The sequence below is a fragment of the Streptomyces sp. G45 genome, from assembly GCF_049542095.1.
In the GTDB taxonomy this organism is placed as follows: Bacteria; Actinomycetota; Actinomycetes; order Streptomycetales; family Streptomycetaceae; genus Streptomyces.
Window position 1 is genome coordinate 5,651,553 of sequence record NZ_JBMUZU010000001.1, and the last position, 25,183, is coordinate 5,676,735.

Here is a 25,183-nt window from a genome sequence, read left to right on the forward strand (position 1 = left end):
TGAGGTGAGGGCTTTCGGCGAGCCGACGGTGCCTCGCTGGGGTGAGGGCTCCTCGCTGGGGTGGCGGGTTCCCGTTGGGGTGCTGGGTTCTTGCTGAGGCGAGGGGTTCTCGCTGAGCCGACGGTGCCTCGCTGGGGTGAGGGCCTCTCACTGGGGTGGCGGGTTCTCGCTGAGGCGAAGGGCCCTCGCCAAGCCGACGGCGCCTCGCTGGGGTGAGGGCCTCTCGCTGGGGTAGCGGGTTCTCGCTGAGCCGAAGGGCTCCCGCCAAGCCGACGGCGCCTCACTGAGGTAACAGCCTCTCACTGGGGCGACGTACGGTCAGGCCGTGGCCGTGGCCGTGGCCGTAACCACGGCCGTCGCCGTCGCCGTCGCCAGATAGCGGTCCGCGAGCGGATGCGGGTCGCGGACCGGGACCGCCAGGTGCACGGCGACCGACGGCGCGTTCTTCAGGCGTACGTAGCGCAGCCCGGGATGGGCGTAGCGGCGGGCGACCGGCTCGGGGGCGACGCCGACGCCGTGGTCCGCGGCGACGGCCTCCAGCCACTCGTCGACGTTGTCGGCGGTGCAGGCGAGGCGGGGGCGGCGGTCCGCGGGCCACAGCTCGGGGCGGGTGGTGCCGGTGACGGTGTTCACCACCAGCGGGTACGCGGCCAGCTCCGCCCAGTCCACGACGCGGCGCCCGGCGAGCGCACGGGAGCCGCGGGCGAGCACGGCGACGCGCGGCTCGTCGAGCAGCTTCCGGCCGCGCACCCCCTCCGGCAGCTCCCCCCGGACGACCGCCACGTCGCAGGCGCCCGCGGTGAGCCCCGCCAGCGGATCGTCGCGCCGCACCAGGCGCACGAGCGCCCCGGTCGCCGCCTTGAACGCGGTGGTGAGCGGTCCGCAGACCTCCGGGAGCAGCGAGGTGAAGCCGAGCCGCAGCACCGGCCGTTCGGCGCCCGGCGCGAGCAGCGCGGCGTCGAGGCGGACGAGCAGCGGCGCGAGTTCGTCGCGCAGGCGGCGCCCGGCGTCGGTCAGCTCCACCCGGCGCGTGGTGCGGTCGAGCAGCCGGGTGCCGAGCGCCTCCTCCAGGGACCGCACGGCCCGGGTGAGCGCGGGCTGGCCGACGCCGAGGGCGCTCGCGGCGTGCGTGAAGCTCAGCTCGTCGGCGACGGCGAGGAAGCCGCGCAGCTGACGCAGCTCCACGGCGTCGATGGGGCGCAGAGGATTCATGCCGCCCGAGCATAAGTGCACCCCGGCGGGCATTTCCCCACCAAACCGGAGACTGCCTACGTTTCCGCCCTGACCACTGGAGCAGGCGGACGAAGGGAGCTGATCGCCGGTGCGGAGGATCTGGCTGCTGATGCTGGGGGCCTTCACCCTGGGGCTCGACGCGTATGTGATGGCGGGGCTGCTGCCCGTCGTCGCGCACGACCTGGACACATCGGTGTCCCTGGCCGGGCAGATGGTGACCGTGTTCACGCTCGCGTACGCGGTGAGCGCGCCGCTCGTCGCGGGGCTGTCCGCGGGGGCCCGGCCGCGCGTGCTGATCATCACCGCCCTCGCCGTGTTCACGCTGGGCAACGCCCTGACCGCGCTCGCGCCCGGCCTCGCGGTGCTCCTCGTCTCCCGCGCGGTGGCGGGCGCGGGCGCCGGGGTGTACTCGGCGCTCTCCACGGCGGCCGCCGCCGCGCTCGCCGGGCCCGAGCGGCGCGGGCGGGGCCTGGCCCTCGTGATGGGCGGGATGAGCTCGGGCACCGTCCTCGGCGTGCCCCTCGGCGTGCTGCTCGCCGACCACACCTCGTGGCGCTCGACGATGTGGCTGGTCACGGGGCTCGGCGCGGTCGCCCTCGCGGGCCTCGCCGCGGGCCTGCCCGAGATCCCGGCGGCCCCGGCCGTGCCGGTGCGGGCGCGGCTCGGGGCGCTCACCGACCGCGCGGTGCTGCCCGTGGTGGGCGTGTCCTTCCTGGGGGCCGTGTCGAGCCTGGGCCTGTACACCTACCTCGCGCCGGTCCTGGACGCGGCGGGCGGCGTCGGCGAGGGCGACGTGGCGCCGTACCTGTGGGCGTGGGGGATCGGCGGGGTCCTGGGCAGCGTCCTGGCGGGGCCGCTGGTGGACCGTACGGGGCGGGTGTTTGCTCTCGTGACAGGAGTGACGGTGCTCCTGACCGTGTCGGAGGCCTCCCTCCCGCTCCTCGGCGCCGCGGCCTTCCCCGCGCTCGTGGTCTGGGGCGCGGCGGGCTGGGCCTTCCAAGTGCCGCAGCAGCACCGGCTGCTGGCGATCGGCGCCGAGCGCGGCACGGTGGCCCTCGCCCTGAACAACTCCGCGCTCTACCTGGGCAGCGCCGTGGGCTCCGCCGTCGCGGGACTCGCCCTGTCGGCGGGCCTGGACGCCGCCGACCTGCCCTGGGCCGCGGCCGCGGTGGCCGCGGTGGCGCTCGCCGTCCACCTGGCGGCGGGGCGGGGCGGCGGGCGCTGCCAGGACGCGCCGGGCGTGAGTACCCTTGGCACCTATGAGCACTCTTGAGCCCGAGCCCGAGCGCGGGGCAGGTACGGGGACCCTCGTAGAGCCGACGCCACAGGTGTCGCACGGCGACGGCGACCACGAGCGCTACGCGCACTACGTCCAGAAGGACAAGATCATGGCGAGCGCGCTCGACGGCACTCCCGTCGTGGCGCTCTGCGGCAAGGTGTGGGTCCCCGGCCGCGACCCGAAGAAGTACCCCGTCTGTCCCATGTGCAAGGAGATCTACGAGTCCATGGGCTCCGGCGGCGACAAGGACAAGAGCGGCAAGGACGGCAGCGGCAAGAAGTAACCCCGCGCCCGCGTCCTCTCACGCCGGACGGGCTGGACCCTGCCGATGCGGCAGGGTTTTAGCCCGTCCGGCGTTTGAGGACGAGGCGCGAAGCGCCAACAGAGGCAGGGTGCTGGGGGCGCCGCCCCTAGTTCGGGAAGGGGCGCCCGCGCGCGGAGCGCGCTCATGGATACGGCGGGGCGCCCCGCGAGGGTGGCGGCACCCGTGCGTTGCATATGCCACAACGCCCCTTTCGTGCTGCGCAATCGCGTGGGAGCCTCATCCGCATGACAGACACGGATCTGATTCCGGCCCCGCGGCGCGCGGAGTGGGCACCGCCCGCACAGGGGTCCTTCACCCTGGATCAGCAGACGACGCTAGCGGCCCTCCCGGGCACGGAGTCCGTGGCCCGCTGGCTCCGCGCCGCGGTGGGCGCGGCCACCGGACTCCCCTTCGACCCGCCCGGCACCGAGGGCGGCGACGCCGCCGATGCCAACCGCATCGTGCTCGCGCTGGACGACACCCTCCCCCGGAGGGCTACCGCCTGGCGGTCGGCGACGAGGGGCACCCGGGGATCCGTATCGAGGGCGGCGCCGCGGCCGGTGTCTTCTACGGGGCGCAGACGCTCCGTCAGCTCCTCGGCCCGGAGGCGTTCCGCCGCGCCCCCTGGACCGCTCCCGCACCTGGACGGTGCCCAAGGGTGTCGTCGAGGACGCCCCGCGCTTCGGCTGGCGCGGCATGATGCTGGACGTCGCCCGGCACTTCATGCCCAAGGACGGCGTCCTGCGCTACCTGGACCTGCTCGCCGCCCACAAGCTCAACGTGTTCCACTTCCACCTGACCGACGACCAGGGTTGGCGCGTCGAGATCAAGCGCTACCCGCGCCTCACGGAGGTCTCCTCCTGGCGGTCCCGCACCAAGTGGGGCCACAAGCGCTCCGAGCTGTGGAACGACACCCCGCACGGCGGCTTCTACACGCAGGACGACATCCGCGAGATCGTCGCGTACGCCGACTCGCTGCACATCACCGTCGTCCCGGAGATCGACGTACCGGGCCACTCGCAGGCGGCCATCGCGGCCTACCCGGAGCTGGGCAACGCCGACGTCATCGACACGGCCGCCCTGAAGGTGTGGGACACCTGGGGCGTCACCCGCAACGTCCTCGCGCCCACCGACGGCACGCTCCGCTTCTACGAGGGGGTCTTCGAGGAACTGCTCGACCTGTTCCCGTCGACCTTCATCCACGTGGGCGGCGACGAGTGTCCCAAGGAGCAGTGGAAGGACTCGGCCGCCGCGCAGGCCCGTATCGAGGAGCTGGGGCTCAGCAACGAGGACGAGCTGCAGAGCTGGTTCATCCGGCACTTCGACAAGTGGCTGTCCGCGCGCGGGCGTCGGCTCATCGGCTGGGACGAGATCCTGGAGGGCGGCCTCGCCGAGGGCGCCGCCGTGTCGTCCTGGCGCGGCTACGCGGGCGGCATCGCGGCGGCCCGGGCCCGCCACGACGTCGTCATGTGCCCCGAGCAGCACGTCTACCTGGACCACCGCCAGCACGGCGGCGCCGACGAGCCCATGCCCATCGGCTGGGTCCGCACCCTGGAGGACGTCTACCGCTTCGAGCCGGTGCCCGCCGAGCTGACCGAGGAGGAGGCGCGGCACGTCCTGGGCACCCAGGCCAACGTGTGGACCGAGGTGATGGAGTCCCCCGGGCGCGTGGACTACCAGGTCTTCCCGCGGCTCGCGGCCCTCGCCGAGGTCGCCTGGCGGCAGCTCCCGGCCCCGGCCGAACGGGACTTCGCCGACTTCGAACGGCGCATGGGCGCCCACTACGCGCGCCTTGACGCCCTCGGCGTGGCCTACCGCCCGCCGGGCGGCCCGCTGCCCTGGCAGAAGCGTCCCGGAGTGATCGGACGCCCGATCGAGGGGGCGCCCCCGATCGTGTGAGGCCGGGCCCCCGACGCGTGCTCCCGGCGGCCCGCCCTGCGACCGTGGGCCGCCAGGAGAAAGCCGTACAAGGCTCACCGAAGAGTGGCAATTCCCGCTCACCGGCGAGGGAGTGCGAAACCGGCACATCCCCCCGGTCTGCGGAGGAACGTCTCCTAGCGGACCCCCGCGCCGGGGCCCGGTGAAGATGTGCCAGAGTTGCCACGTCCGGGTTGTGAGCACGTACCGTACGGCGGAACAGGCGTAACGGTGACAACGGCACGCAAGCGGCCGGGCCATCGGGAAGGGGCAGCCGGTTTTGACCACGCACGCACCGCGGGCGGCGCAGGGGGCGCAGTCTGTGTCGCTGCCCGCCACGCTCGACGAGGCCGTCGCGGCGCTGGCCGCCGCGCCCGCCGCCGTGCCCGTCGCGGGCGGCACGGACCTGATGTCGTCGGTCAACGCGGGCCTCCTGCGCCCCGCCGCGCTCGTCGGGCTCGGCCGGATCAGCGAGATCCGCGGCTGGCAGTACCAGGACGGGCACGCGCTCCTGGGCGCGGGCCTGACCCACGCGCGCATGGGGCGCCCGGACTTCGCGGCGCTCATCCCGGCGCTCGCCGCCGCCGCGCGCGCCGCCGGACCCCCGCAGATCCGCAACGCGGGCACCCTCGGCGGCAACATCGCCTCGGCCGCGCCCACCGGCGACTCGCTGCCCGTACTCGCCGCCCTGGAAGCCGTGTTGATCGTCGCGGGCCCGGGGGCGCCCGCCGTGAGATCGAGGTCTCGCACCTGCTCGCGGGGGTGGAGATGCTGCGCCCCGGCGAACTCATCGGCTACGTACGCGTCCCGCTCCTGCACGCCCCCCAGGTCTTCCTGAAGGCCACGGGACGCACCGGTCCCGGCCGCGCCACCGCGTCCGTCGCGCTGGTCCTCGACCCCGCGCGCCGGGGCGTGCGCTGCGCTGTGGGCGCCATCGCGCCGATGCCGCTGCGCCCCCTGGACGCCGAGCAGTGGGTGGCCGGACTCATCGACTGGGACGGCCAGCGCGGGCTCGTCCCGGAGGCCCTCACGGCCTTCGGCGAGTACGTGGCCGCCGCGTGCGTCCCCGACCACCCACCCGCCGAGGACGGCACCGCGCAGCCGCTGCCGCCCGCCGTACTGCACCTGCGGCGCACCGTCGCCGCGCTGGCCCGACGAGCACTGGGGAGGGCGCTGTCGTGACCGACGGTCGGAACAACAACGGGACCGGCGGCGGCTGGGAGCCGCTGCCACAGGGCGAGTACGACCAGGACGCCACGGCGTTCGTCCAGCTCCCCGAGGGCGCGGTCGACGCCGTGAGCACCCCGCTCGCCGCGCCCGGACACGGGTATGTGCCGCCGCAGATAACGGTGACGCCGACGGCCGCCGACGCCACGGACCCGGCCGCCACGGGCGTGTGGGTGCTGCCGCCCGAGGTGACCGGCGTGGCACCGGCCGCCGAGTCGGCGCAGCCCGCGGGCTGGCCGGACCCGGCCGCGCACCCGGGCGCCGAGTTCCCGGCGGAGCGGCCCGCCCCCGACGCGTACGACCCGAGGGCCACCGGTCAGTGGACGTTCCCCGACGCGGTGGCGCCGGACCACGGGCAGGCACACGGGCAGGTGCAGGCGCACGGGCAGGCGCAGGCGCACGGGCACGCGCCCGCCGCGCACGACGTCACCGGGCAGTGGTCCATCCCCGTCGCGGACGGGGATCTCCCGGATGAATCGGGCGAGTTCGCCGCGTCGTCGCTGACGGCCCAGTACGGGGGTACGCCTCCGGCCACGCTGCCGGGGGGCGCGCCCGCGCCGTGGGCGACGTCCTGGCCGACGCAGGCGCCGGATGCTCCGATGGTGCCGGAAGGGCAGCCGCTGCCGGAGGTCCCGCCGGTGCCGGAGGTTCCGGCTGAGCCGTACCCGACGGTGGAGCAGCCCCCGGCCGCCGAGCCCGCCGCCGGGCAACCGCCCGCCGTGCAGCCCTCGGTCGAGCAGTCCGGCCGCGAGGAGACCCCCTTCGAGCGGACCGCCAAGCTGTTCGTGGTCGAGCGGCGCCCGGACGGGTCCCTCGGCCCGGCCGCGCCGTCGCCCGCGCAGCCGGACGCGCCGGTGCCGTCGGACGCCCAGGAGGTCCACGAGGCCCACGGGGTCAACGAGGTCCACGAGGCCCCGGTGTCGCCCGTGGAGCCCGCGCCGCCCGTGGAGTCCGCCGTCGTACCGGAGCCCGCCGCCCCGCCGGTGGCGCACGCGCCCGTACCGGAGGAGGCCCAGGCCCCCGTACCACCGGCGCGGCCCGAGCCGACCCCGGAGCCGGAACCCGAGCCCGCGGCCGCCCCCGAGCCCGCCGTCGCACCGGAGCCCGTCGCCGAGCGGGAGCCGGACCCGGACCCGGAGCCCGAGCCCGCCCAGGAACCGGAGCCCGAGCCCGTCACCGCGCAGGCCCCCGAGCCCGACCCCGAGGCGTCCCCGGACGCGACCCCTGAGGCCACCCCCGAGGCCGCCCCTGAGCCGGACCCCGCCCCCGGCCCTGAGCAGCCCCAGGAGGCCGCCGCGCCCCCCGCCGAAGCCGAACCGGAAGTAACTCCTCCGTTCGAGGCGGCGGAGCAGCCCAAGCCCGACGAGCACCCCCTCGTCTCCTACGTCCTGCGCGTCAACGGCGCCGACCGCCCCGTGACCGACGCCTGGATCGGCGAGTCGCTGCTGTACGTGCTGCGCGAGCGCCTCGGCCTGGCCGGGGCCAAGGACGGCTGCTCGCAGGGCGAGTGCGGGGCCTGCAACGTCCAGGTGGACGGGCGCCTGGTGGCGTCCTGCCTGGTGCCCGCCGCCACCACGGCGGGCAGCGAGGTGCGCACGGTCGAGGGCCTCGCCGTCGACGGCCAGCCCTCGGACGTCCAGCGGGCGCTGGCGAACTGCGGGGCCGTGCAGTGCGGCTTCTGCGTCCCCGGCATGGCCATGACGCTGCACGACCTCCTGGAGGGCAACCCCGCGCCCAGCGACCTGGAGACGCGCCGCGCCCTGTGCGGCAACCTGTGCCGCTGCTCGGGCTACCGGGGCGTGCTCGACGCGGTGCGAGACGTGGTCGCCGAGCGCGAGGCGAAGGGCGCCGCCGAGCAGGAGCAGGCGCGGGAACAGGGCGAGCGGGCGGCGGCCGAGCAGCCGCGCATCCCGCACCAGGCGGGCCCGTACGGGCAGGACGGAGACCAGGCGTGAACGGCGTGAACGGCGTGGGCAGCGGCCACGGCGAGGCCGCCACCGCGAGCACCGGCGCGCCCGGCGCGGGCGCCGAGCAACTGCCGCACGGCATCGGCTCCTCGCTGCCGTCGGCGGACATCAGGGCGAAGACGGAGGGCACCTTCCCCTACGCCTCCGACCTGTGGGCCGAGGGCCTGCTGTGGGCGGCCGTGCTGCGCTCCCCGCACGCGCACGCGCGCATCGTGTCCGTCGACACCACCCACGCGCGCGAACTGCCGGGCGTCCGCGCGGTCGTCACGCACGAGGACGTGCCGGGCCAGGCCCTGCTCGGCCGCCGCACCCCGGACCGCCCGGTCTTCGCCGCCGACGTGGTGCGCCACCACGGCGAGCCGATCGCCGCCGTCGCCGCCGACCACCCCGACACGGCCCGGATGGCCGCCGCCGCGATCATCGTCGAGTACGAGCCCCTGGAGCCGGTCACCGACCCGGAGAAGGCCTTCGAGGCGCCGCCGCTGCACCCGGACGGCAATCTGATCCGGCACATCCCGCTGCGCCACGGCGACCCGGAGGCGAGCGGCGAGGTCGTCGTGGAGGGCCTGTACCGCATCGGCCGCCAGGACCCGGCGCCCATCGGCGCGGAGGCGGGGCTCGCGGTGCCGCGCCCGGACGGCGGCGTGGAGCTGTACCTGGCCTCGACCGATCCGCACGGCGACCGCGACATGGCCGCCGCCGCGTACGGCCTCAGCCCCGACCTGGTGAAGGTCGTCGTGACGGGCGTGCCGGGCGCCAGCGCCGACCGGGAGGACGCCAGCTTCCAGCTGCCGCTCGGCCTGCTCGCCCTGAGGACGGGCTGCCCGGTCAAGCTCACGGCCTCGCGCGAGGAGTCCTTCCTCGGCCACGCCCACCGCCACCCGACGCTGCTGCGCTACCGCCACCACGCGGACGCGGAGGGCCAGTTGGTGAAGGTGGAGGCGCAGATCCTGCTCGACGGCGGCGCGTACGCGGACTCGTCGGCGGACGCGCTCGCGGCGGCCGTGTCCTTCGCCTGCGGCCCCTACGTCGTACCCAACGCCTTCATCGAGGGCTGGGTGGTCCGCACCAACAACCCGCCCTCTGGTCATGTACGCGGCGAGGGTGCCCTCCAGGTGTGCGCCGCCTACGAGGCGCAGATGGACAAGCTCGCCAAGAAGCTGGGCGTCGACCCGGCCGAGGTGCGGCTGCGCAACGCGATGGCGACCGGCGATGTCCTGCCAACCGGACAGACCGTGACATGCCCGGCGCCGGTCGCCGAACTGCTCACCGCCGTGCGGGACTTCCCGCTGCCCGACCTGCCCAAGGACACCCCCCCGGAGGAGTGGCTGCTGCCCGGCGGCCCCGAGGGCGCGGGCGACCCGGGCGCGGTGCGGCGCGGCGTCGGCTACGGCCTCGGCATGGTGCAGCTGCTCGGCGCGGAGGGCGCCGACGAGGTCGCCACGGCCACGGTGAAGGTCCAGGACGGCGTGGCCACGGTGATCTGCGCGGCCGTGGAGACCGGCCAGGGCTTCTCGACGCTCGCCCGGCAGATCGTCCAGGAGACCCTGGGCGTCGACGACGTGCGCGTGGCGCCCGTGGACACCGACCAGCCCCCGGCCGGGCCGAGCTGCCACGGCCGCCACACGTGGGTGTCGGGCGGCGCGGTGGAGCGCGCGGCGAAGATGGTCCGCACGCAGCTCCTCCAGCCGCTGGCCCACAAGTTCGGCATGTCCACCGAACTCCTCCAGATCGCCGACGGCAAGATCACCTCGTACGACGGCGTGCTCTCCACGACCGTCGAGGAGGCCATGGAGGGCAAGGAGCTGTGGGCCACGGCCCAGTGCCGCCCGCACCCCACCGAGCCGCTGGACGCCAACGGCCAGGGCGACGCGTTCGTCGGCATGGCGTTCTGCGCGATCCGCGCGGTCGTCGACGTCGACATCGAGATCGGTTCGGTACGGGTGGTCGAGCTGGCGGTCGCCCAGGACGTGGGCCGGATCCTGAACCCGGCGCAGCTGCGGGTGCGCATCGAGGCGGGCGTCACCCAGGGCGTGGGCGCGGCGCTCACCGAGAACCTGCGCACCCCGCGCGGCCTGGTCCGCCACCCCGACCTGACGGGCTACGCCCTGCCCACCGCCCTGGACGCGCCGGACATCCGCATCGTCAAGCTCGTCGAGGAGCGGGACGTCGTCGCCCCGTTCGGCGCGAAGGCGGCCAGCGCGGTGCCGGTGGTCACGTCTCCCGCGGCGGTCGCGTCGGCGGTGCGGGCGGCGACGGGGCGCCCGGTGAACCGGCTGCCGATCCGGCCGCAGGCGGCGGTGGGGGCGGAGCTGGCGTAGCTGGCCTGGCGCTCCGCGCGCTGGGCCGCTCGGCGCGCGGGCCGCTCCGCGCGCGGGAAATCGGGAGGAAGCCCGGGGCGCCCCTGCGATACGTTCGCGCGCGTGAACACCATCGCCGCCCCCGACGGGGTCATCGTCATCACCGGCATCATGGCCGCGGGCAAGTCCACGATCGCCCAGGCCCTGGCCGAACGGCTGCCGCGGGCCGCCCATGTGCGCGGTGACGTCTTCCGCCGCATGATCGTCTCGGGCCGCGAGGAGTACGAGCCCGGGGCGGGCGGCGACGCGGAGGCCCAACTGCGGCTCCGCTACGCCCTGTCGGCGTCGACGGCCGACGCGTACGCCGCCGCGGGCTTCACCGCGGTCGTCCAGGACGTGATCCTCGGCGAGGAGCTGAAGCGGTACGTGGACCTCGTACGGACCCGCCCCCGGTACGTCGTGGTGCTCGCCCCGCGCCCGGAGGTCGTCGCCGCCCGCGAGGCCGCGCGCGGCAAGACCGGGTACGGGGAGTGGACCGTCGAGATGCTCGACGAGGGCCTGCGTGCCGGGACCCCGCACATCGGGCTGTGGCTGGACAGCTCGGACTTGACGGTGGACGAGACGGTGGAGGCGATCCTGGCCCGCCTGGACGAGGCGGCGGTGGCCTGACCCCGGCCCGCTCCGGGGCCTGCCGCGGCTTCCGGGAGCGGAACGTCTCCGACCGGCTCCCGCCGGGTCACGGGACCGTCGCAGCCTCTCGGTGCCCCCATAAATCCCTTTAAATCAGGGTGGGTTACAGGCACCATCGAAGGAGTCCCGAACCACACGACTCACTACGGGGGAGATGTCATGGGGGATGGCAACGACACGGGCTGGGGCTGAGTGGTCCCACTCCGTGAGACGCACACAGGGTGACCCCGGTTCGGGGTCACCCTTTTCTGGCGTGGGCGCCCTGAACCGTCCGCCCACCCTCCGGGGCGAGCGGGTGGAATCCAGCCCGTCCGGCGTTTGAGGGCGAGCGCGGAGCGCGACGGATCAAGCCTGTCCGGCGTTTGAGGACGAGCCGCGGAGCGGTGATGAAGGCGGGGTGCCAGGGGCGGCAGCCCCTGGTTTCGGGAAGGGGCGGGATTGGGGAGCCTCCGGCAGGGCCACCCCCCCGTCACCCTTGCACCGACACCACCGCCCCCGGACGCAGCCGCCCGTACACCCACGCCGCATCCGCCCGCCGAAGCCCGATCCACCCCCGCGTGGCATCCCGCACCCCCGGCGCCCCCTCGGCGTACGTCATGGCGACGAGGTAGTTGACGCTCCCGTCGTCCGCCCGCAGCTCCACCACCCACGGCAACGTCACGTCGTACTGCTCCCCGAGCCCCACCGAAGCGCTGTCGAGCCGCTTGGTGCGGTACTTGGCGACGACGGTCATGCGTCCCGTCCTGGTGGGGTGACCGGCCTTCCCCGAGGAGACGGGCACCTCCCGCCCGCCGAGGGACAGGGTGCGCGCGGAGAGGTCGACGACGGCGGCGGGCGCGGCCGACCGCGTGCTGGGCGCGGCGGGCGGCGCGGGCGCCTCTCCGGAGCCGTCCCCGAGCACGGTGGTGAGCCCGAAGGCGATCCCCGCGGCGGCGGCCACGGCCCCGCCCGCGAGCACCCCCGCCGACGGTGCCGCCGGGACACGCCCCGGCGCCGTACGGCCGCCCCGTCGGCGGGCGCGGGCGCCTCCGCGCTCTGGGCGAGGGCCCGCAACGCGGTGGAGAGGCCATGGGACGACAGGTCCGGGGGGCCCGGGGGACCCGCGAGGTCTGCGGGGTCATCGGACACGACGGCCGCCCTCCTTCCCGCCCAGCGCGTCGGCACGGCTGCCGCCCAGGTGCTGGGCGAGCGCCGCCCGGCCCCGGGCCAGCCGGGCCTTGACGGTGCCGACCGGGGCGCCGGTCTCGGAGGCTACCTGCTCCACGCTGAGGTCACACAGGTGGTGCAGGACGATCGCGAGGCGCTGCGCGTCGGGCAGCCGTCGCAGCGCCTCGACCAGGGCGACGTGTTCGGGTCCGGGCCCAGGGGTGTGCTCGGGCGGCGGCGTGCGCCGCACCAGTTCGAGCCAGCGCCGGGCGCGCCGCCAGTGGCTCACGGCGAGCCGCATCGCGACGGTGCGGACCCACGCCTCGGGGGCCTCGGCGGCGACCAGTTCGCGCCGCCGGTCCCAGGCCCGTACGAAGGCCTCCTGGACGACGTCCTGGGCCTGCCCGTGGTCGCCGGTGAACGCGTACACCTGCCCGACGACACGCGGAAACGCCGACGCGTAGAACGCGTCGAACTCGTCCTCCGTCATGCCGCTCCCGAGGTGCCCGGACATCCGCTCAGAAAACTTTCGAGCCGCATGCAACCCGGTGACCCCGGCATGCGTACAGGTCGCGTACATCGAAGCACACGAAACAGGGGGCTCTGTTGACCAGAGGAACCAGCCGGGACCGCACGCGCCGAGGCGATACGGACCGAGGCCGCACGCGCCGAAGCCGCACGCACCGGGATCGCACGCACCGAGGCCGCCCCGGAGGCGCGGCGGCCGCGGCCGCGCTCTGCGCGCTGCTGCTCGCGGCCTGCGGAAGCGGCGGCGGCGACGGCCGCCCCGCCGCGGCAGGCGGCACCGAGGGCGCACCCCGCGCCGAGGCCCCGGCGGCCAAGCCGACCCCGCGTGCGAAGCCGCTCCCGGAGGCGCTGCGCAAGGGCGCGCGGGTCAACGTCCTCGACGGGCAGACCGTAGGCGTGGGCATGCCGATATCCGTGACGTTCGCCCGCCCGGTCCCGCCGTCCGAGCGGGCGGCGGTCGAGCGGCGCCTCACCCTCCGCACGGACAACGGCACCACCGGCTCCTGGAGCTGGGTCAAGGACCGCAACCTGTACGAGGGCCAGCGCGTCGACTACCGCCCCAGGGAGTACTGGAAGCCCGGCACCAGGATCACCCTGCGCGCGGGTTCCGCCATCGAGCGGAACGTCACGGTGGGCCGCTCCCTGGTGGCCACGGTCGACGTCCGCACGCACACGATGACCGTCGCCAAGGAGGGTTCGACCCGCCGCGTCCCCATCACCGCGGGCGCGCCCGGCATGGACACCTGGAACGGCACGATGGTCGTCTCCGACAAGCAGCGCCGCGTGCTCATGGACTCCCGGACCGTCGGCTACGGAGACGCGTACAAGGGCTACTACGACTACGCGGTGCACCTGACGACGTCGGGCACCTACCTGCACCAGAACCCGAAGGCCAACACCTTCGCGGGCAACGCCAACGTCACGCACGGCTGCATCGGCCTGGCCACGGACGGCACGGCGCGCCGCTTCTACGAAGAGGTGATCCCGGGCGACGTCATCCGCGTCACCGGCTCCAAGGACACGGTGGACCCGGGCAACGGGTACGGGGACTGGAACGTCCTCTGGGACCAGTGGAAGGCGGGCAGCGCCCTGTCGTGAGGTCCTGACAGGGCGCCGCCCGCCTCAGTGGAGGCCGTGACCGGAATCGAACCGGTGTGCTTCGCTTTGCAGGCGAATCCCTAAACCACTCGGGCACACGGCCAAGCTGTTCGCTGTGTCTTCGACGGTAGGCGCCGTTCGTGACCTTCCTCAAGAGCAGGGCCGTCACCGCAACGGGACTGCCATATGGCGTTCATGAACGGCGTTCAGGGCCGGGAGGGCGGCGTGGGGCTAGGGGGAAGTCCGGGGCGGGGTGGGGGACTTCCCCGATGCGGGCGGGGTGGGGCGGCGATGACCATGGAGGCATGACAGCGAGGGTTCAGGGGATGTCACGCCGGGCGGTGGCGCGGGGCGCGGCGGTGGGCGCGCTGCTCGCGGCGGCGGGCGGCGGCGCGGGCGCGGCCCGGGCGGTGCCGGGTGGGCGGTCGGGGAGCGCCGGACGGTCCGTGTGGCGGCCGGAGGCGCTGCGCGCGGCGATAGCGGACCTGGCGCACCCACCGGCGACGTCCGCGCAGCTGTGGGCGGCGCACGGCGGGGAGCGGTGGCACGGCAGCGTGGGTGAGGCGAGGCCGGGCGGCGGGCGGCCGCCCCGCTCCGGTGACGCCTTCCGCGCGGGCAGCGTGACCAAGCAGTTCGTGGCGGTGGTGGTGCTCCAGCTCTGGGCGGAGGGCCGACTGCGCCTGGGCGATCCGATCGGCCGGTATGTGGGGGACTGCTGCCGCCCGCGTCGGAGCGGATCACGGTGCGGCAGCTCCTGAACCACACGAGTGGCCTGCCCGACCACCGCGGCCTGCCGGACCTGTCGACCCCGGAGGCCGTGCTGCGCCACCGCTTCGACCACTGGACGCCCCAGGACCTGGTGGGGACGGTGGCGCACGGGGGGCCGAAGTTCCCACCGGGCACCCAGCAGGAGTACCGGGGCGTCAACTACGTGCTGCTGGCCCTGCTCGTCCAGGAGTTGACGGGCCAGGCGTACGGGGACGCGGTCGCGGCCCGTGTCCTGCGCCCGCTGGGCCTGGCGCGGACGAGGTTCCCCGGCGCCGATCCGCGGCTGCGGGGCCCGCACGTCCGGGGCTGGCTGCGCATGACCGACGGCTCAGCGCGGGACGTCACGACGTACGACCAGTCCTCGGCCTGGGGCGAGGGCGAGCTGATATCGACGCTTGACGACCTGGCCCGCTTCCAACGGGCGCTGTTCTCAGGTGTGTTGCTGCCGCCGTCGGCCATGGACCGGCTGTTCGCCCTGCCGCCGGACTCGGTGCGCATGGCCGACGGGAGCCCCGCGCGGTACAGCATGGGGCTCCAGCGGGTGCCGCTGGGCGGCGGCGTGACGCTCTGGGGAAAGACGGGGGAGACCTATGGCTACCGCACGCGCGTGTTCGCGACCCGCGACCAGCGGACGCGGTTCGTCCTGGCGTACACACCGACGCCGCTGGCCGCCAGGGAGCAGATGGTGGAGCGGGTCGTCGCCGCGCTGCCGCTCGGCGCCGAATGACTCAGCGCCGGTTGACTCAGCGCACGCTCCACGCGGCCACCGCCGACAGGGGCGGGGGTCAGGCGGCGGTGTCGTAGGTGTAGTGCCGTGTGTGATCCAGCATGTCCGCGGGGGTCACATCGCCCCAGGGGCGCATCGTCTCGTGGAGGTCGACGACGTTCGGCGTGCCGGAGGCGGGCAGGTAGGGGGAGCCGGGGTGGCGGGACTGCCAGGTGGCCCAGAGCTTGTCGACGTAGGCGTGGTGGAGCCAGAAGACGGGGTCGTTGGGGAGGCGCCGGTGGCCATGTGGCCGCCGACCCAGACGTGGACGCGGTTGTGGAGGTTGACGCCGCGCCAGCCTTCGAGGTGGTTGCGGAAGCCGTCGGAGGCGCTGTTCCACGGCGGGGCGTCGTACACGGGCAGGGCGAGGACGGAGTCGACCTCGGCCCTGGTCGGCAGCGACCGGCCGCCCGCGCCCAGGGAGCGCCGCAGGAAGTCGCGGCCGTCGACGCGGACGTTGATGCGCCAGCCGTTGCCGGAGGCGGCGAAGGGGCCGTCGGTGACCTGGCCGTCGCGGGGGCGGCCGGTGCCGCCGAGGAAGTCGGGGGCCCACAGGGAGGCGGCGGGGGAGCGGTCGGTGGTCCAGTCCCAGTAGGGGAGGGTGACGGAGGGGTCGACGGACTGGAGGGCCTGTTCGAACTGGATCAGGAAGCGGCGGTGCCAGGGGAGGAAGGACGGTGAGCGGTGCCCGACGCGGTCGCTGTCGTCGCGGTCGCTCATGATGAAGTCGTTGTGGGTGCTGACGAAGGAGTCGTAGCGCCCGTCGCGCTTGAGGGCGAGCAGGGCGTTGACGAAGCGGCGCTTCTCGTCGGCGGTGAGGTGGGCCTGGTTCTTGCGTATGGCCATGGTGGCGGCGCTCCGGATCAGAGGGCGGACGGGGCGAGCGGGACCAGGGAGGCGCCCTGGAGTTCGACGACGGCGGCGCGGGCGAGGGCGCGCGGGGTGGCCTGGGGCTCGTAGTGGTTGATGACGCTGATCCAGGTGCCGTCGGCGTTGCGCATGATGTGCAGCTCGTCGCCGTCGATGCGGACGGAGTAGCCGTCGCCGTGGCCGCCGTGGTGTCCGCCGTGGCCCGGGGTGGGGCCGCCCTGGATGCGGCGGCCGAGGTAGACCTCGTCGAAGGCGTCGGGCACGGGGCGGTGCCCGTCGCGCGGGGCGGCGGGGGCGGGGCCCTGGGCGGCGCCGACGGCGACGGCCGCGGCGAGCGTGGCGCCCGCGGCGCCGATGGCGCGGCGACGAGTGATTCCGGACATGCGTGGACCCCCAAGTGAGCGTGGCGTCAAGGCAGTTCCGGTGGTCGGGCCGGACTGCTGGGACATGCGTACCTGGGGGTGGGCGCGGGGGCGTAATCGGAGGGAGGGGTTGCCCTTCAATGCGGACAACTGCGGTTAAACAGTGCAGTCTTGAACGAAGGGGATTCTGCGGCGCGTTCGCTACGGCGGCGCGTATCCCGCAAATCTTGCGCCGAGAGTGAGGGTAACGTGAAAGATCTTCACAACTGGCGCAGAGTCCGTGCCGGGGGTCACAGCGGAAAGCTGTCCGAAAGCCGGGGCGGGCCTGAGTAGGGGCTGAGTACCGGTACTCAGGATCCGCATGATGGGTGCAAGCGATGCTGGCTGGCATGACGACACCGCCTTCGCCGCCGCTGCCCCCGCCGCCCGCGTACGCGCCGCCCGGGTACGCGCCTGTCCCTGGGCGGCGCGGGCCGGGGCGTGCCGCGCTGGTCGCCCTGGTGGTCGCCGCGCTCCTGGCGGCGGGCTTCGGGGCGTGGTGGTGGACGCGGGACGGGGACGACGACCTGCTGGCGGGGCGGCCGTGGGCGACGGACCTCAAGGCGGGGGTGTCGTACCGGATCCCGGAGGGCTGGGAGCGGAAGGACAAGGGGCTGATCGGCGCCTTCACGATGACGATCAGGACGGCGGACAGGGACACGGGCGCGGGCGAGGGGAGCGGGAGCGGGGGCGACGCGGGCGGCGAAGGCTCGTACGGCATGGTGCTGTCGGGCCGCGCGGACCCCGTGCCCGAGTCGGCCCTGAAGGCGCGGACGGAGAGCGCGGCCCGGTCGAACGCGGTCTTCTTCTACCCGGACGGCTCCTCGGAGGTGACGGAGTCCACGGCGACCACGGTCAGCGGCCGCCCGGCGCACACGACGGTCCTCGCGGTGAAGGACGGCGAGGGCGGCACGGCCCATCTGCGCCTGACGCTCACCGCCGCGGACGCGAACCGCTCGGTGTTCCTCCTCGGTGTGGCCAAGCCCGGCCAGGGCTCCGAACAGCCCCTGACGGACGCGGTCCTGGAGAGCGCGAAGCTCCTGTGACCCCTGTTGGCCCCTGTCTGAAATTGCACTTGCAACCGGCGGGCGCGGTCACCTTGGCTACAGAGCCAAGGTGACCGCGACGGGGAGGAACGAGCGATGACACAGCCGCCGCAGCAGTGGCCGGGCGGCGGGTTCGGCCCGCCACAGCCGCCGTACGGTTCGGCGCGGGGGCCGTACGGCAGCCCACCGGGGCAGCCGGGCCACCAGGGGCCGGTGGCGGACAATCCGTACGCCGGGCCGGTGCCGTACGGCGGTGGACATCCGTCGCCGCCCGGCGGAGGCGGTGGCGGGCGGCGCCGCCGGACCGGCCTGATCGCGGGGGCCGCGGCGCTGGCGCTGGCCGTCGTCGCCGGTGGGGTGTGGCTGGCGGTGGGCCGGGACGACGACGGCGCCGAACCGGAGGCCGGGCCGACGCCGCGCCAGTCGGCGAGCGCCGGGGCGGACACCCCGAGCCCGGACGAAGCGGAGGACCCCCAAGGCTCCGAGGACCCCGAGGACCCCGAGGCGTCCGACTCCCCCGAGGAATCCCCGACCCCCGACGAACCCGACAGCGGCCCCACGGGGACCACCCTCGTCGGCCTCTGGCGCTCGGAGGAGCCGGGCGGCGGCCTCCTCGGCCTGCGCGACAGCCCCGACACCGCGAAGCCGAGGAAAATCTCGGTCTCCCTCCTCGACGACGGCCGCTGCACGGGCGTCCGCCGCGTCATCGAACCCGGCCGCAGCTACCGCATAGGCCTCCTCTGCGAACGAACCAAGAAGGAGATCTACGGCGACCTGATCTTCCCCGGCGGCGACACCCTGACGATCACCTGGGACCGGGGCAGATCCGGCAAGGACACGTACAAGCGCTTCGCGGACTGGCCACAGGACGGCCGTGACACCGGAGGCAGCGGAGGCAGCGGAGGAACCAGCGACTCCGAGGACACCGAGGGCGTCGAAGGCGTCTGACGGCGCTCGCAGACACCTGAGGAATCCGCCCCTTGAGGCAGCGTGAGTACGCGTACTCATGCTGCGCCGGTCAACGGCCTCTGGCCTCAGGGCCGTTGGCGCGCCACGAGGGAATCAGGGCGCTGCGATCAATGGGAAGTACCGAAGTATCACAGGGTGGAACTTGAACAGGTCGGTTGCGGTTGCGGTGTGCGGGTTCCTCATGTGCTTTCTCGCGGTGGGATGCGCGGAATCGGAATCGGATACGGGTGAGAGCGGCGTGGAGGTACGGAAGAGCGGCGAAGTGGAGCGGGAAGTGGAGGCCGCGTCGAGTCGTCTCCTGGAGCTGACCGGGCTGAAGGGGAAGGTGACCGGGGCCGGGGCGGCGGTCGCTCCGTGCGCAGGTCAGGGGGACGGGGTGTACCGGGTGCGGCACCCCTGGAGCATCCACGGCGTTCCGGTTCCCGCGCTGGAGAGGGCGATGGAGCGGCTCAGGAAGGAGCTGCCCCGCGGCGGATGGACCGTGGTCAAGGACGGCGCGGACGACAGCCGGGCGAAAACGCCGCAGATCGTCGCCGACGCGAGGGCGGGAAGTTCTCCGCGGACATCCGGCTGCACGACGAGCGGCAGTACGGCGACGCGCCCTCGTTCCTGGAGGTTACCGTCGTGTCCGGCTGCTTCCGGCGGGCGTGAGCGGGCGGCGCGCGGGTTGTGGGGAGGGGGCCGGGGGCGTACGACCAAGGGACCAGGATGGGACCCGTCGCTGGGCAGGGGTGGTTGTCGGTGGGGAACTCAGGGTGGCCCCCATGACCGCCCGAGACTCCCGCGACGCCGATGTCGCCACCGCTCCGGCCGCCAGTGAGGCGGCCGCGTCCGTGTTGGACCGGCCCGAGGGCGGGGTGCTCTCGAAACCGTACCGGGCGCTGAGCATCGGCATGGTGTCCGTCGTGCTGCTGATCGCCTTCGAGGCGACCGCCGTCGGGACGGCGATGCCCGTGGCGGCGCGGGAGCTGGACGGGGTCTCGCTGTACGCGTTCGCGTTCTCGGCGTACTTCACGACGAGTCTGTTCGGGATGGTCCTCGCGGGGCAGTGGGCCGACCGGCGGGGGCCGCTCGGGCCGCTGAGCGGCGGGATGGCCGCGTTCGTGGCGGGGCTGCTGCTCGCGGGCGCCGCCAGCGGGATGTGGCAGTTCATCCTGGGCCGGGCCGTGCAGGGCCTCGGCGGCGGCCTCGTGATCGTCGCGCTGTACGTGGTGGTGAGCCGCGCCTACCCGGAGCCGCTGCGCCCCTCGATCATGGCGGCGTTCGCGGCGAGCTGGGTCGTGCCGTCCGTCGTCGGCCCCCTGGTGAGCGGCACGGTCACGGAGCACATGGGCTGGAGATGGGTGTTCCTCGGCATCCCCCTCCTGGTCGCCGCGCCGCTCGTGCTCGCCCTCCCCGCGATCCGCCGCACGGCCTCGGGCCCCCTCGACCCGGACGACCCGGACGGCTCGGGCGCCCCCGCCGCCACGTTCGACCGCCGCCGCATCCGGCTCGCCCTCGGCATCTCGCTGGGCGCGGGACTCCTTCAGTACGCGGGCCAGGACCTGCGCTGGCTGTCCCTGGTCCCGGCGGTGCTCGGCGCCGCCGTGCTCGTGCCGTCCGTGCTCGGCCTGCTGCCCCGCGGCACCTACCGCGCCGCCCGCGGCCTGCCCTCCGTGGTCCTGCTGCGCGGCCTCGCCGCCGGGTCCTTCATCGCCGCCGAGTCCTTCGTGCCGCTGATGCTGGTCGCCGAGCGCGACCTGTCGCCCACCACGGCCGGGCTCACCATCGCGGCGGGCGGCGCCACCTGGGCCCTCGGCTCGTACGCCCAGTCGCGCCCCCGCATGGAGCCCCACCGCGGCCGCCTGGTCGCCGTCGGCATGGTCCTCGTCGCCGCCTCCATCGCGTACGCCCCGGCCGTGCTGATCGAGGCCGTCCCGGTGTGGACCCTCGCGGTCGCCTGGGGCGTCGGCTGCCTCGGCATGGGCGTGGTCATCGCCTCGACGAGCGTGCTGCTGCTGCGCCTGTCCCCGCCCGAGGACGCCGGGTCGAACTCCGCCGCGCTCCAGATATCCGACGGCCTGTCCAACACGCTGCTGCTCGCCGTGGGCGGCGCCGCCTTCGCCGCGCTCGGCGGCGGCGCGGTCGGCGGGCACGGGGCGGGCGAGGCCACCGGCTCCCACCCGGCGGCGTTCACGGCGGTGTTCCTGCCGATGGCCGCCGTCGCCCTGGTCGGCGCGTGGGTGGGGACACGGCTGCGGGCCCGGGGCGAGGGGGAGACCAGCGGCACCTAGACCGCCCGGCGGCCCACGGGCCCGGGGGCGCGGGCCCACGGGCCGGGGCGCGGACGGGGCCTCACCCGCTCGGGGGTCGGGTGAGGCCCACCCGGCCGCCGACGCGCCCGCCCCCCGGCGAGCGGCGGTGTGAGCCGCGTCGCACCCCGTCCGCGACCCGAGCGTCAGCCCCGGGTCCGGTCATCCCACCGGTAGGGTGGCCCGGTTGTCGTACGTTCCCCCAGCGTCAAAATTCGGAGACCGTGACTACTACCGCCGCCTCCTCCAACCACCACCTGTCGCCCGCCTTCCCGGGGCGCGCTCCCTGGGGCACCGCCAGCAAGCTGCGCGCCTGGCAGCAGGGGGCGATGGAGAAGTACATCCAGGAGCAGCCGCGCGACTTCCTCGCGGTGGCGACCCCCGGCGCCGGAAAGACGACGTTCGCGCTGACGCTCGCGTCCTGGCTGCTGCACCACCACGTCGTGCAGCAGGTGACCGTCGTCGCCCCGACCGAGCACCTGAAGAAGCAGTGGGCCGAGGCCGCCGCGCGCATAGGGATCAAGCTGGACCCGGAGTACAGCGCGGGCCCGCTCAGCCGCGAGTACCAGGGCGTCGCCGTGACGTACGCGGGCGTCGGCGTGCGCCCCATGCTGCACCGCAACCGCGTGGAGCAGCGCAAGACCCTCGTCATCCTCGACGAGATCCACCACGCGGGCGACTCCAAGTCGTGGGGCGAGGCCTGCCTGGAGGCGTTCGAGCCCGCCACGCGGCGCCTCGCGCTCACCGGCACGCCGTTTCGCTCCGACACCAACCCCATCCCCTTCGTGACGTACGAGGAGGGCAACGACGGCATCCGCCGGTCCGCCGCCGACTACACCTACGGCTACGGCAGCGCCCTCGGCGACGGCGTCGTGCGGCCCGTGATCTTCCTGTCGTACAGCGGGAACATGCGCTGGCGCACCAAGGCCGGGGACGAGATCGCCGCGCGCCTCGGCGAGCCCATGACCAAGGACGCGATCTCGCAGGCCTGGCGCACCGCGCTCGACCCGCGCGGCGACTGGATGCCGAACGTGCTCCAGGCCGCCGACCGCCGCCTGAGCGAGGTCCGCAAGGCCATCCCGGACGCGGGCGGCCTCGTCATCGCCTCCGACCAGGACTCCGCGCGCGCCTACGCCAAGCTGATCCGCGAGATCACCGGCACCAAGGCCACCCTCGTGCTGTCCGACGACGCGGGGGCCTCGCAGCGCATCGACGACTTCAGCGGCAGCGACGACCGGTGGATGGTCGCGGTGCGGATGGTGTCGGAGGGCGTCGACGTGCCGCGCCTCGCCGTCGGCGTGTACGCGACGACGATCTCGACGCCGCTGTTCTTCGCGCAGGCCGTCGGGCGCTTCGTGCGGTCGCGGCGGCGCGGCGAGACCGCGTCCGTGTTCCTGCCGACCGTCCCCGACCTGCTCGGCTTCGCCAACGAGATGGAGGTCGAGCGCGACCACGTCCTCGACCGGCCGAAGAAGGAGAACGGCGAGGACGACCCGTACGCCGAGTCCGAGAAGGAGATGGACGAGGCCAACAAGCAGCAGGACGAGGACACCGGCGAGCAGGACGCGCTGCCCTTCGAGGCGCTGGAGTCCGACGCCGTCTTCGACCGGGTCCTGTACGACGGCGCCGAGTTCGGCATGCAGGCCCACCCCGGCAGCGAGGAGGAGCAGGACTACCTCGGCATCCCGGGCCTCCTCGAACCCGACCAGGTGCAGCTGCTGCTCCAGAAGCGGCAGGCCCGGCAGATCGCGCACAGCAAGAAGAAGCCCGCCGAGGAGGCCGACCTCCTCGAACTGCCCGCCGAGCGGCGGCCCGTGGTCTCCCACAAGGAGATGCTGGAGCTGCGCAAGCAGCTCAACACGATGGTCGGCGCGTACGTCCACCAGAGCGGCAAGCCGCACGGGGTGATCCACACCGAGCTGCGCCGGGTGTGCGGCGGGCCGCCGAGCGCGGAGGCCACGGCCGGGCAGCTGCGGCAGCGGATCGCCAAGGTGCAGGAGTGGGCCACGCGGATGCGCTAGCGCGCACGCTTGCGGTTCTGCCCCTGCGGGGCGGGCTCCGGCGCCCGCCGGGTGGGCTTCAGCCCCTGCCGGGGGCCGGATGGGGGTTGCCTGCCGGGGGCCGGGTGTTGGGCCCCTGGCAGGGTGGGCATCTGTTCCTGGCGGGGCGGGGGGGCGTCTCGACGGTCCCCCCGGGTGCCTCCGGCGTGCTCCGCCGGGGGTGTCTGGGGGCGTCCCCGCGCCGCCAGGGGGTGTGCCCTTCGTTATCTGCCGCTAGGCAAACGTGCGTACTCCGTAAAGGCGTTGTGTGTTCCGCATACACATGCGGCGTCGCATAGCGGGGCATAGCGGACCGACTTTCCGTCCCCTTGACCGGATTCTGGACGGAGTCTTCCGCTGAGCGGGACGCCCTCGCTACTGTCCCCAGCTACACAACGCCCCGTGGCAGTGCCGCCTCGGAGCGCGACCGGTGCGCCCGCCATCGAGGGGGCCGTCGACCCTCACCACCAAAGGAGTGGGCGTCGTGACCGCGGAGACATCTCAGACGCTCGACCGGGGACTGCGCGTCCTCAAGCTGCTCGCCGACACCGATCACGGGCTCACCGTCACGGAGCTCTCCAACAAGCTCGGCGTGAACCGCACGGTGGTGTACCGGCTCCTGGCCACGCTCGAACAGCACGCCCTGGTGCGGCGGGACCTGGGCGGCCGCGCACGCGTCGGGCTCGGCGTGCTGCGGCTCGGCCGCCAGGTGCACCCGCTGGTGCGGGAGGCCGCGCTGCCCGCGCTGCGCGCCCTCGCCGAGGACATCGGGGCCACCGCGCACCTGACCCTGGTCGACGGCACCGAGGCCCTCGCGGTCGCCGTCGTCGAGCCCACGTGGACCGACTACCACGTGGCGTACCGGACCGGGTTCCGGCACCCTCTCGACCGCGGAGCCGCGGGCAAGGCGATCCTCGCCGCCCGGCAGGGGCAGATCACCGATCCCGGGTACGCCCTCACGCACGGCGAGCTGGAGGCGGGGGCCAGCGGGGCCGCGGCGCCCCTCGTCGGGGTGACGGGGATAGAGGGGAGCGTGGGGGTGGTCATGCTGTCGGACTCGGTGCCGGAGCGGGTGGGGCCGCGGGTGGTGGACGCGGCGCGGGAGGTCGCCGAGGCGTTGCGCTGAGGCCGCGGGGCGCGCCGTGGTCGCCGCCTTCGGCGTGGCTCGTCCTCAGGCGCCGGACGGGCTTCGTCTTTCCCCGCCCGCCCGCCCCTCATCGGCCTTCGGCCTCGTCCTCAAACGCCGGACGGGCTTGTTTCTCCCGCTCGCCCTTCGTTCGCCTTCGGCCTTGTCCTCAAGCGCCGGACGGGCTTCTTCTCCCCTGGCGCCTCACGTCGGCTTTCGGCCTTGATCGGGGTGGCGGGCCGGGATCGGTGCTCGCGTAGATTGGACGCGTGCTGTCTCGTCTTGCTCAGTTGAGCCCTCTCAAGGCCCTGGCCGTGTCCGCCGTGCCCGTCGTCGCGCTGCTGGCCGTCGCCGGGCTGGCGCCGTTGCCGTTCGCCGTCGCCCAGCCGGGCGGCACCGCTGACGTGCTGGGGGAGTACGAGGGCAGGCCGGTGCTCACGATCACGGGGGCGCCGACGCGGAAGACGGACGGGGAGCTGCGGATGACGACCATCGTGGCGACCGGGCCCCAGATGACCGTGCGGCTCGGCGACGTCGTCGACGGCTGGTTCCGTACGGACCGGGCCGTGATGCCGAAGGACTCCGTCTACCCCGAGGGCGACAACGAGAAGGAAGTCGAGGAGCACAACCTCGGCGACATGAGGGAGTCCCAGGACGACGCGACGAAGGCGGCCCTCGCGTACCTGAGGAAGAACGGCGTCAACGGCACCGACAAGGTCAAGGTCAAGGCGGACCTCGGCAAGATCGGCGGGCCGAGCGCCGGGCTCTTCCTCGCGCTCGGCATCATCGACAAGCTCGACGGGAACGGCAGCGGCGGCGACCTGACCGGCGGCCTGAGCATCGCCGGGACCGGCACGATCAAGGCGGACGGCGAGGTCGGCGCCGTCGGCGGCGTGTCCATGAAGACGCAGGCCGCCGCCCGCGATGGCGCCACCGTCTTCCTCGTGCCGAAGGCCGAGTGCGACGACGCCCGCGCCGAGAAGCCGAAGGGGCTTCAGCTCGTCCCGGTCACCACGCTGTCCGGTACGGTCGAGGCGCTGCGGGCCCTGGGGAAGGGTGACGCGGAGAACGTGCCGAGCTGCTGACCAGGCGCAGGCCCAACTCGACCATGGTCCAGCCGAGTTGGGTGCGGATCGGGGAGCGCGGCGGCTTCCGGGCGGGCGCGGCCGCGTGCAGTTCGGCGGCCTCGGTGCGGTGCAGGATCAGATGGATGTCCGG

20 protein-coding genes, 1 tRNA gene and 2 pseudogenes are annotated in these 25,183 nt (G+C 74.4%); 17 read left to right on the forward strand and 6 right to left on the reverse strand.

What is annotated here, in order from left to right; all coding sequences use genetic code 11:
- Window positions 1-318: 318 nt before the first annotated feature.
- Window positions 319-1,212 (reverse strand): LysR family transcriptional regulator, encoded by an 894-nt coding sequence (locus ACOBQU_RS23755; protein WP_423629339.1) that lies wholly within the window; start codon window positions 1,210-1,212, stop codon window positions 319-321.
- A gap of 109 nt (window positions 1,213-1,321) precedes the next feature.
- On the opposite strand from ACOBQU_RS23755, the gene ACOBQU_RS23760 reads away from it, so the two are divergent.
- The 7 genes and pseudogenes from ACOBQU_RS23760 (at window position 1,322) to ACOBQU_RS23790 (ending at window position 10,896) form a co-directional block, all read left to right on the forward strand.
- A complete protein-coding gene (locus ACOBQU_RS23760) occupies window positions 1,322-2,506 on the forward strand; it encodes an MFS transporter (protein WP_423629341.1) in 1,185 nt (394 codons plus the stop codon).
- Window positions 2,493-2,795: a DUF3039 domain-containing protein gene (locus ACOBQU_RS23765; RefSeq protein WP_423629343.1), complete on the forward strand. Its 303-nt coding sequence runs from the start codon at window positions 2,493-2,495 to the stop codon at window positions 2,793-2,795. Before ACOBQU_RS23760 ends, ACOBQU_RS23765 begins: the two co-directional genes overlap by 14 nt.
- Window positions 2,796-3,061: 266 nt before the next feature.
- A pseudogene (locus tag ACOBQU_RS23770) lies at window positions 3,062-4,715 on the forward strand (beta-N-acetylhexosaminidase).
- Between the two features lie 298 nt (window positions 4,716-5,013).
- Window positions 5,014-5,915: pseudogene (locus ACOBQU_RS23775) on the forward strand (FAD binding domain-containing protein).
- Complete coding sequence (locus ACOBQU_RS23780) at window positions 5,912-7,915, forward strand: 2Fe-2S iron-sulfur cluster-binding protein (protein ID WP_423629345.1); 2,004 nt, start codon at window positions 5,912-5,914, stop codon at window positions 7,913-7,915. Before ACOBQU_RS23775 ends, ACOBQU_RS23780 begins: the two are co-directional and overlap by 4 nt.
- A 14-nt stretch (window positions 7,916-7,929) precedes the next feature.
- Window positions 7,930-10,248, forward strand: coding sequence for a xanthine dehydrogenase family protein molybdopterin-binding subunit (locus ACOBQU_RS23785; protein ID WP_423634668.1), 2,319 nt, complete (start codon window positions 7,930-7,932; stop codon window positions 10,246-10,248).
- Between the two features lie 150 nt (window positions 10,249-10,398).
- Entirely contained in the window at window positions 10,399-10,896 is a 498-nt protein-coding gene (locus tag ACOBQU_RS23790; protein WP_423634670.1) for an AAA family ATPase, read from the forward strand.
- A gap of 490 nt (window positions 10,897-11,386) precedes the next feature.
- Here ACOBQU_RS23790 and ACOBQU_RS23795 read toward each other — a convergent pair whose 3' ends face one another.
- Together ACOBQU_RS23795 and ACOBQU_RS23800 are read right to left on the reverse strand one after the other, a co-directional pair.
- The gene (locus tag ACOBQU_RS23795; protein WP_423629347.1) at window positions 11,387-11,875 is read right to left on the reverse strand and encodes a L,D-transpeptidase; all 489 of its coding nucleotides are present in this window, start codon (window positions 11,873-11,875) and stop codon (window positions 11,387-11,389) included.
- 159 nt (window positions 11,876-12,034) lie between these two features.
- Entirely contained in the window at window positions 12,035-12,553 is a 519-nt protein-coding gene (locus ACOBQU_RS23800; protein WP_423629349.1) for a SigE family RNA polymerase sigma factor, read from the reverse strand.
- 116 nt (window positions 12,554-12,669) lie between these two features.
- Between ACOBQU_RS23800 and ACOBQU_RS23805 the strand changes: the two genes are divergently transcribed.
- A complete protein-coding gene (locus ACOBQU_RS23805; RefSeq protein ID WP_423629351.1) occupies window positions 12,670-13,689 on the forward strand; it encodes an Ig-like domain-containing protein in 1,020 nt (339 codons plus the stop codon).
- A 28-nt stretch (window positions 13,690-13,717) separates the two neighbouring features.
- Here ACOBQU_RS23805 and ACOBQU_RS23810 read toward each other — a convergent pair.
- Window positions 13,718-13,792, reverse strand: a tRNA-Cys gene (locus tag ACOBQU_RS23810).
- Window positions 13,793-13,994: 202 nt separating this feature from the next.
- Here ACOBQU_RS23810 and ACOBQU_RS23815 point away from each other — a divergent pair.
- Together ACOBQU_RS23815 and ACOBQU_RS23820 are read left to right on the forward strand one after the other, a co-directional pair.
- Window positions 13,995-14,447 carry a serine hydrolase gene (locus tag ACOBQU_RS23815; protein WP_423629353.1) on the forward strand — a complete coding sequence of 151 codons (453 nt, stop codon included), beginning with the start codon at window positions 13,995-13,997 and terminating at the stop codon, window positions 14,445-14,447.
- Complete coding sequence (locus ACOBQU_RS23820) at window positions 14,432-15,184, forward strand: serine hydrolase domain-containing protein (protein ID WP_423629355.1); 753 nt, start codon at window positions 14,432-14,434, stop codon at window positions 15,182-15,184. The genes ACOBQU_RS23815 and ACOBQU_RS23820 overlap by 16 nt, the downstream gene beginning before the upstream one ends.
- A gap of 114 nt (window positions 15,185-15,298) precedes the next feature.
- Here the strand turns inward: ACOBQU_RS23820 and ACOBQU_RS23825 are convergent, their stop codons facing one another.
- The gene (locus tag ACOBQU_RS23825) at window positions 15,299-16,069 is read right to left on the reverse strand and encodes a tyrosinase family protein (protein ID WP_423629357.1); all 771 of its coding nucleotides are present in this window, start codon (window positions 16,067-16,069) and stop codon (window positions 15,299-15,301) included.
- 17 nt (window positions 16,070-16,086) lie between these two features.
- Window positions 16,087-16,476 carry an apotyrosinase chaperone MelC1 gene (melC1, locus tag ACOBQU_RS23830; RefSeq protein WP_423629358.1) on the reverse strand — a complete coding sequence of 130 codons (390 nt, stop codon included), beginning with the start codon at window positions 16,474-16,476 and terminating at the stop codon, window positions 16,087-16,089.
- A 368-nt stretch (window positions 16,477-16,844) separates the two neighbouring features.
- Here melC1 and ACOBQU_RS23835 point away from each other — a divergent pair, with 368 nt between their 5' ends.
- The 7 genes from ACOBQU_RS23835 to ACOBQU_RS23865 all read left to right on the forward strand — a co-directional run bounded on the left by ACOBQU_RS23835 (window position 16,845) and on the right by ACOBQU_RS23865 (window position 25,050).
- On the forward strand, window positions 16,845-17,540 hold the full coding sequence (locus tag ACOBQU_RS23835; RefSeq protein ID WP_423629360.1) for a hypothetical protein: 696 nt from the start codon (window positions 16,845-16,847) through the stop codon (window positions 17,538-17,540).
- Between the two features lie 96 nt (window positions 17,541-17,636).
- Window positions 17,637-18,488, forward strand: coding sequence for a hypothetical protein (locus ACOBQU_RS23840; protein WP_423629362.1), 852 nt, complete (start codon window positions 17,637-17,639; stop codon window positions 18,486-18,488).
- Between the two features lie 495 nt (window positions 18,489-18,983).
- Entirely contained in the window at window positions 18,984-19,160 is a 177-nt protein-coding gene (locus tag ACOBQU_RS23845; protein ID WP_423629364.1) for a hypothetical protein, read from the forward strand.
- 113 nt (window positions 19,161-19,273) lie between these two features.
- Window positions 19,274-20,782: an MFS transporter gene (locus ACOBQU_RS23850; protein ID WP_423629366.1), complete on the forward strand. Its 1,509-nt coding sequence runs from the start codon at window positions 19,274-19,276 to the stop codon at window positions 20,780-20,782.
- 242 nt (window positions 20,783-21,024) lie between these two features.
- On the forward strand, window positions 21,025-22,821 hold the full coding sequence (locus ACOBQU_RS23855) for a DEAD/DEAH box helicase (RefSeq protein ID WP_423629368.1): 1,797 nt from the start codon (window positions 21,025-21,027) through the stop codon (window positions 22,819-22,821).
- Window positions 22,822-23,323: 502 nt separating this feature from the next.
- Window positions 23,324-23,965 carry an IclR family transcriptional regulator gene (locus ACOBQU_RS23860; protein WP_423629370.1) on the forward strand — a complete coding sequence of 214 codons (642 nt, stop codon included), beginning with the start codon at window positions 23,324-23,326 and terminating at the stop codon, window positions 23,963-23,965.
- 290 nt (window positions 23,966-24,255) lie between these two features.
- A complete protein-coding gene (locus ACOBQU_RS23865) occupies window positions 24,256-25,050 on the forward strand; it encodes a S16 family serine protease (RefSeq protein WP_423629372.1) in 795 nt (264 codons plus the stop codon).
- Window positions 25,051-25,183: the final 133 nt, after the last annotated feature.

Excerpts from the sequence above, each read along its gene's own strand:
- melC1 (WP_423629358.1), bottom strand. The coding sequence starts at position 16,476 with ATGTCCGGAATCACTCGTCGCCGCGCCATCGGCGCCGCGGGCGCCACG.
- ACOBQU_RS23825 (WP_423629357.1), bottom strand. The coding sequence starts at position 16,069 with ATGGCCATACGCAAGAACCAGGCCCACCTCACCGCCGACGAGAAGCGC.
- ACOBQU_RS23840 (WP_423629362.1), top strand. The coding sequence starts at position 17,637 with ATGACACAGCCGCCGCAGCAGTGGCCGGGCGGCGGGTTCGGCCCGCCA.
- ACOBQU_RS23755 (WP_423629339.1), bottom strand. The coding sequence starts at position 1,212 with ATGAATCCTCTGCGCCCCATCGACGCCGTGGAGCTGCGTCAGCTGCGC.
- ACOBQU_RS23845 (WP_423629364.1), top strand. The coding sequence starts at position 18,984 with ATGGACCGTGGTCAAGGACGGCGCGGACGACAGCCGGGCGAAAACGCC.
- ACOBQU_RS23815 (WP_423629353.1), top strand. The coding sequence starts at position 13,995 with ATGACAGCGAGGGTTCAGGGGATGTCACGCCGGGCGGTGGCGCGGGGC.
- ACOBQU_RS23850 (WP_423629366.1), top strand. The coding sequence starts at position 19,274 with ATGACCGCCCGAGACTCCCGCGACGCCGATGTCGCCACCGCTCCGGCC.
- ACOBQU_RS23765 (WP_423629343.1), top strand. The coding sequence starts at position 2,493 with ATGAGCACTCTTGAGCCCGAGCCCGAGCGCGGGGCAGGTACGGGGACC.
- ACOBQU_RS23835 (WP_423629360.1), top strand. The coding sequence starts at position 16,845 with ATGACGACACCGCCTTCGCCGCCGCTGCCCCCGCCGCCCGCGTACGCG.
- ACOBQU_RS23790 (WP_423634670.1), top strand. The coding sequence starts at position 10,399 with ATGGCCGCGGGCAAGTCCACGATCGCCCAGGCCCTGGCCGAACGGCTG.
- ACOBQU_RS23800 (WP_423629349.1), bottom strand. The coding sequence starts at position 12,553 with ATGACGGAGGACGAGTTCGACGCGTTCTACGCGTCGGCGTTTCCGCGT.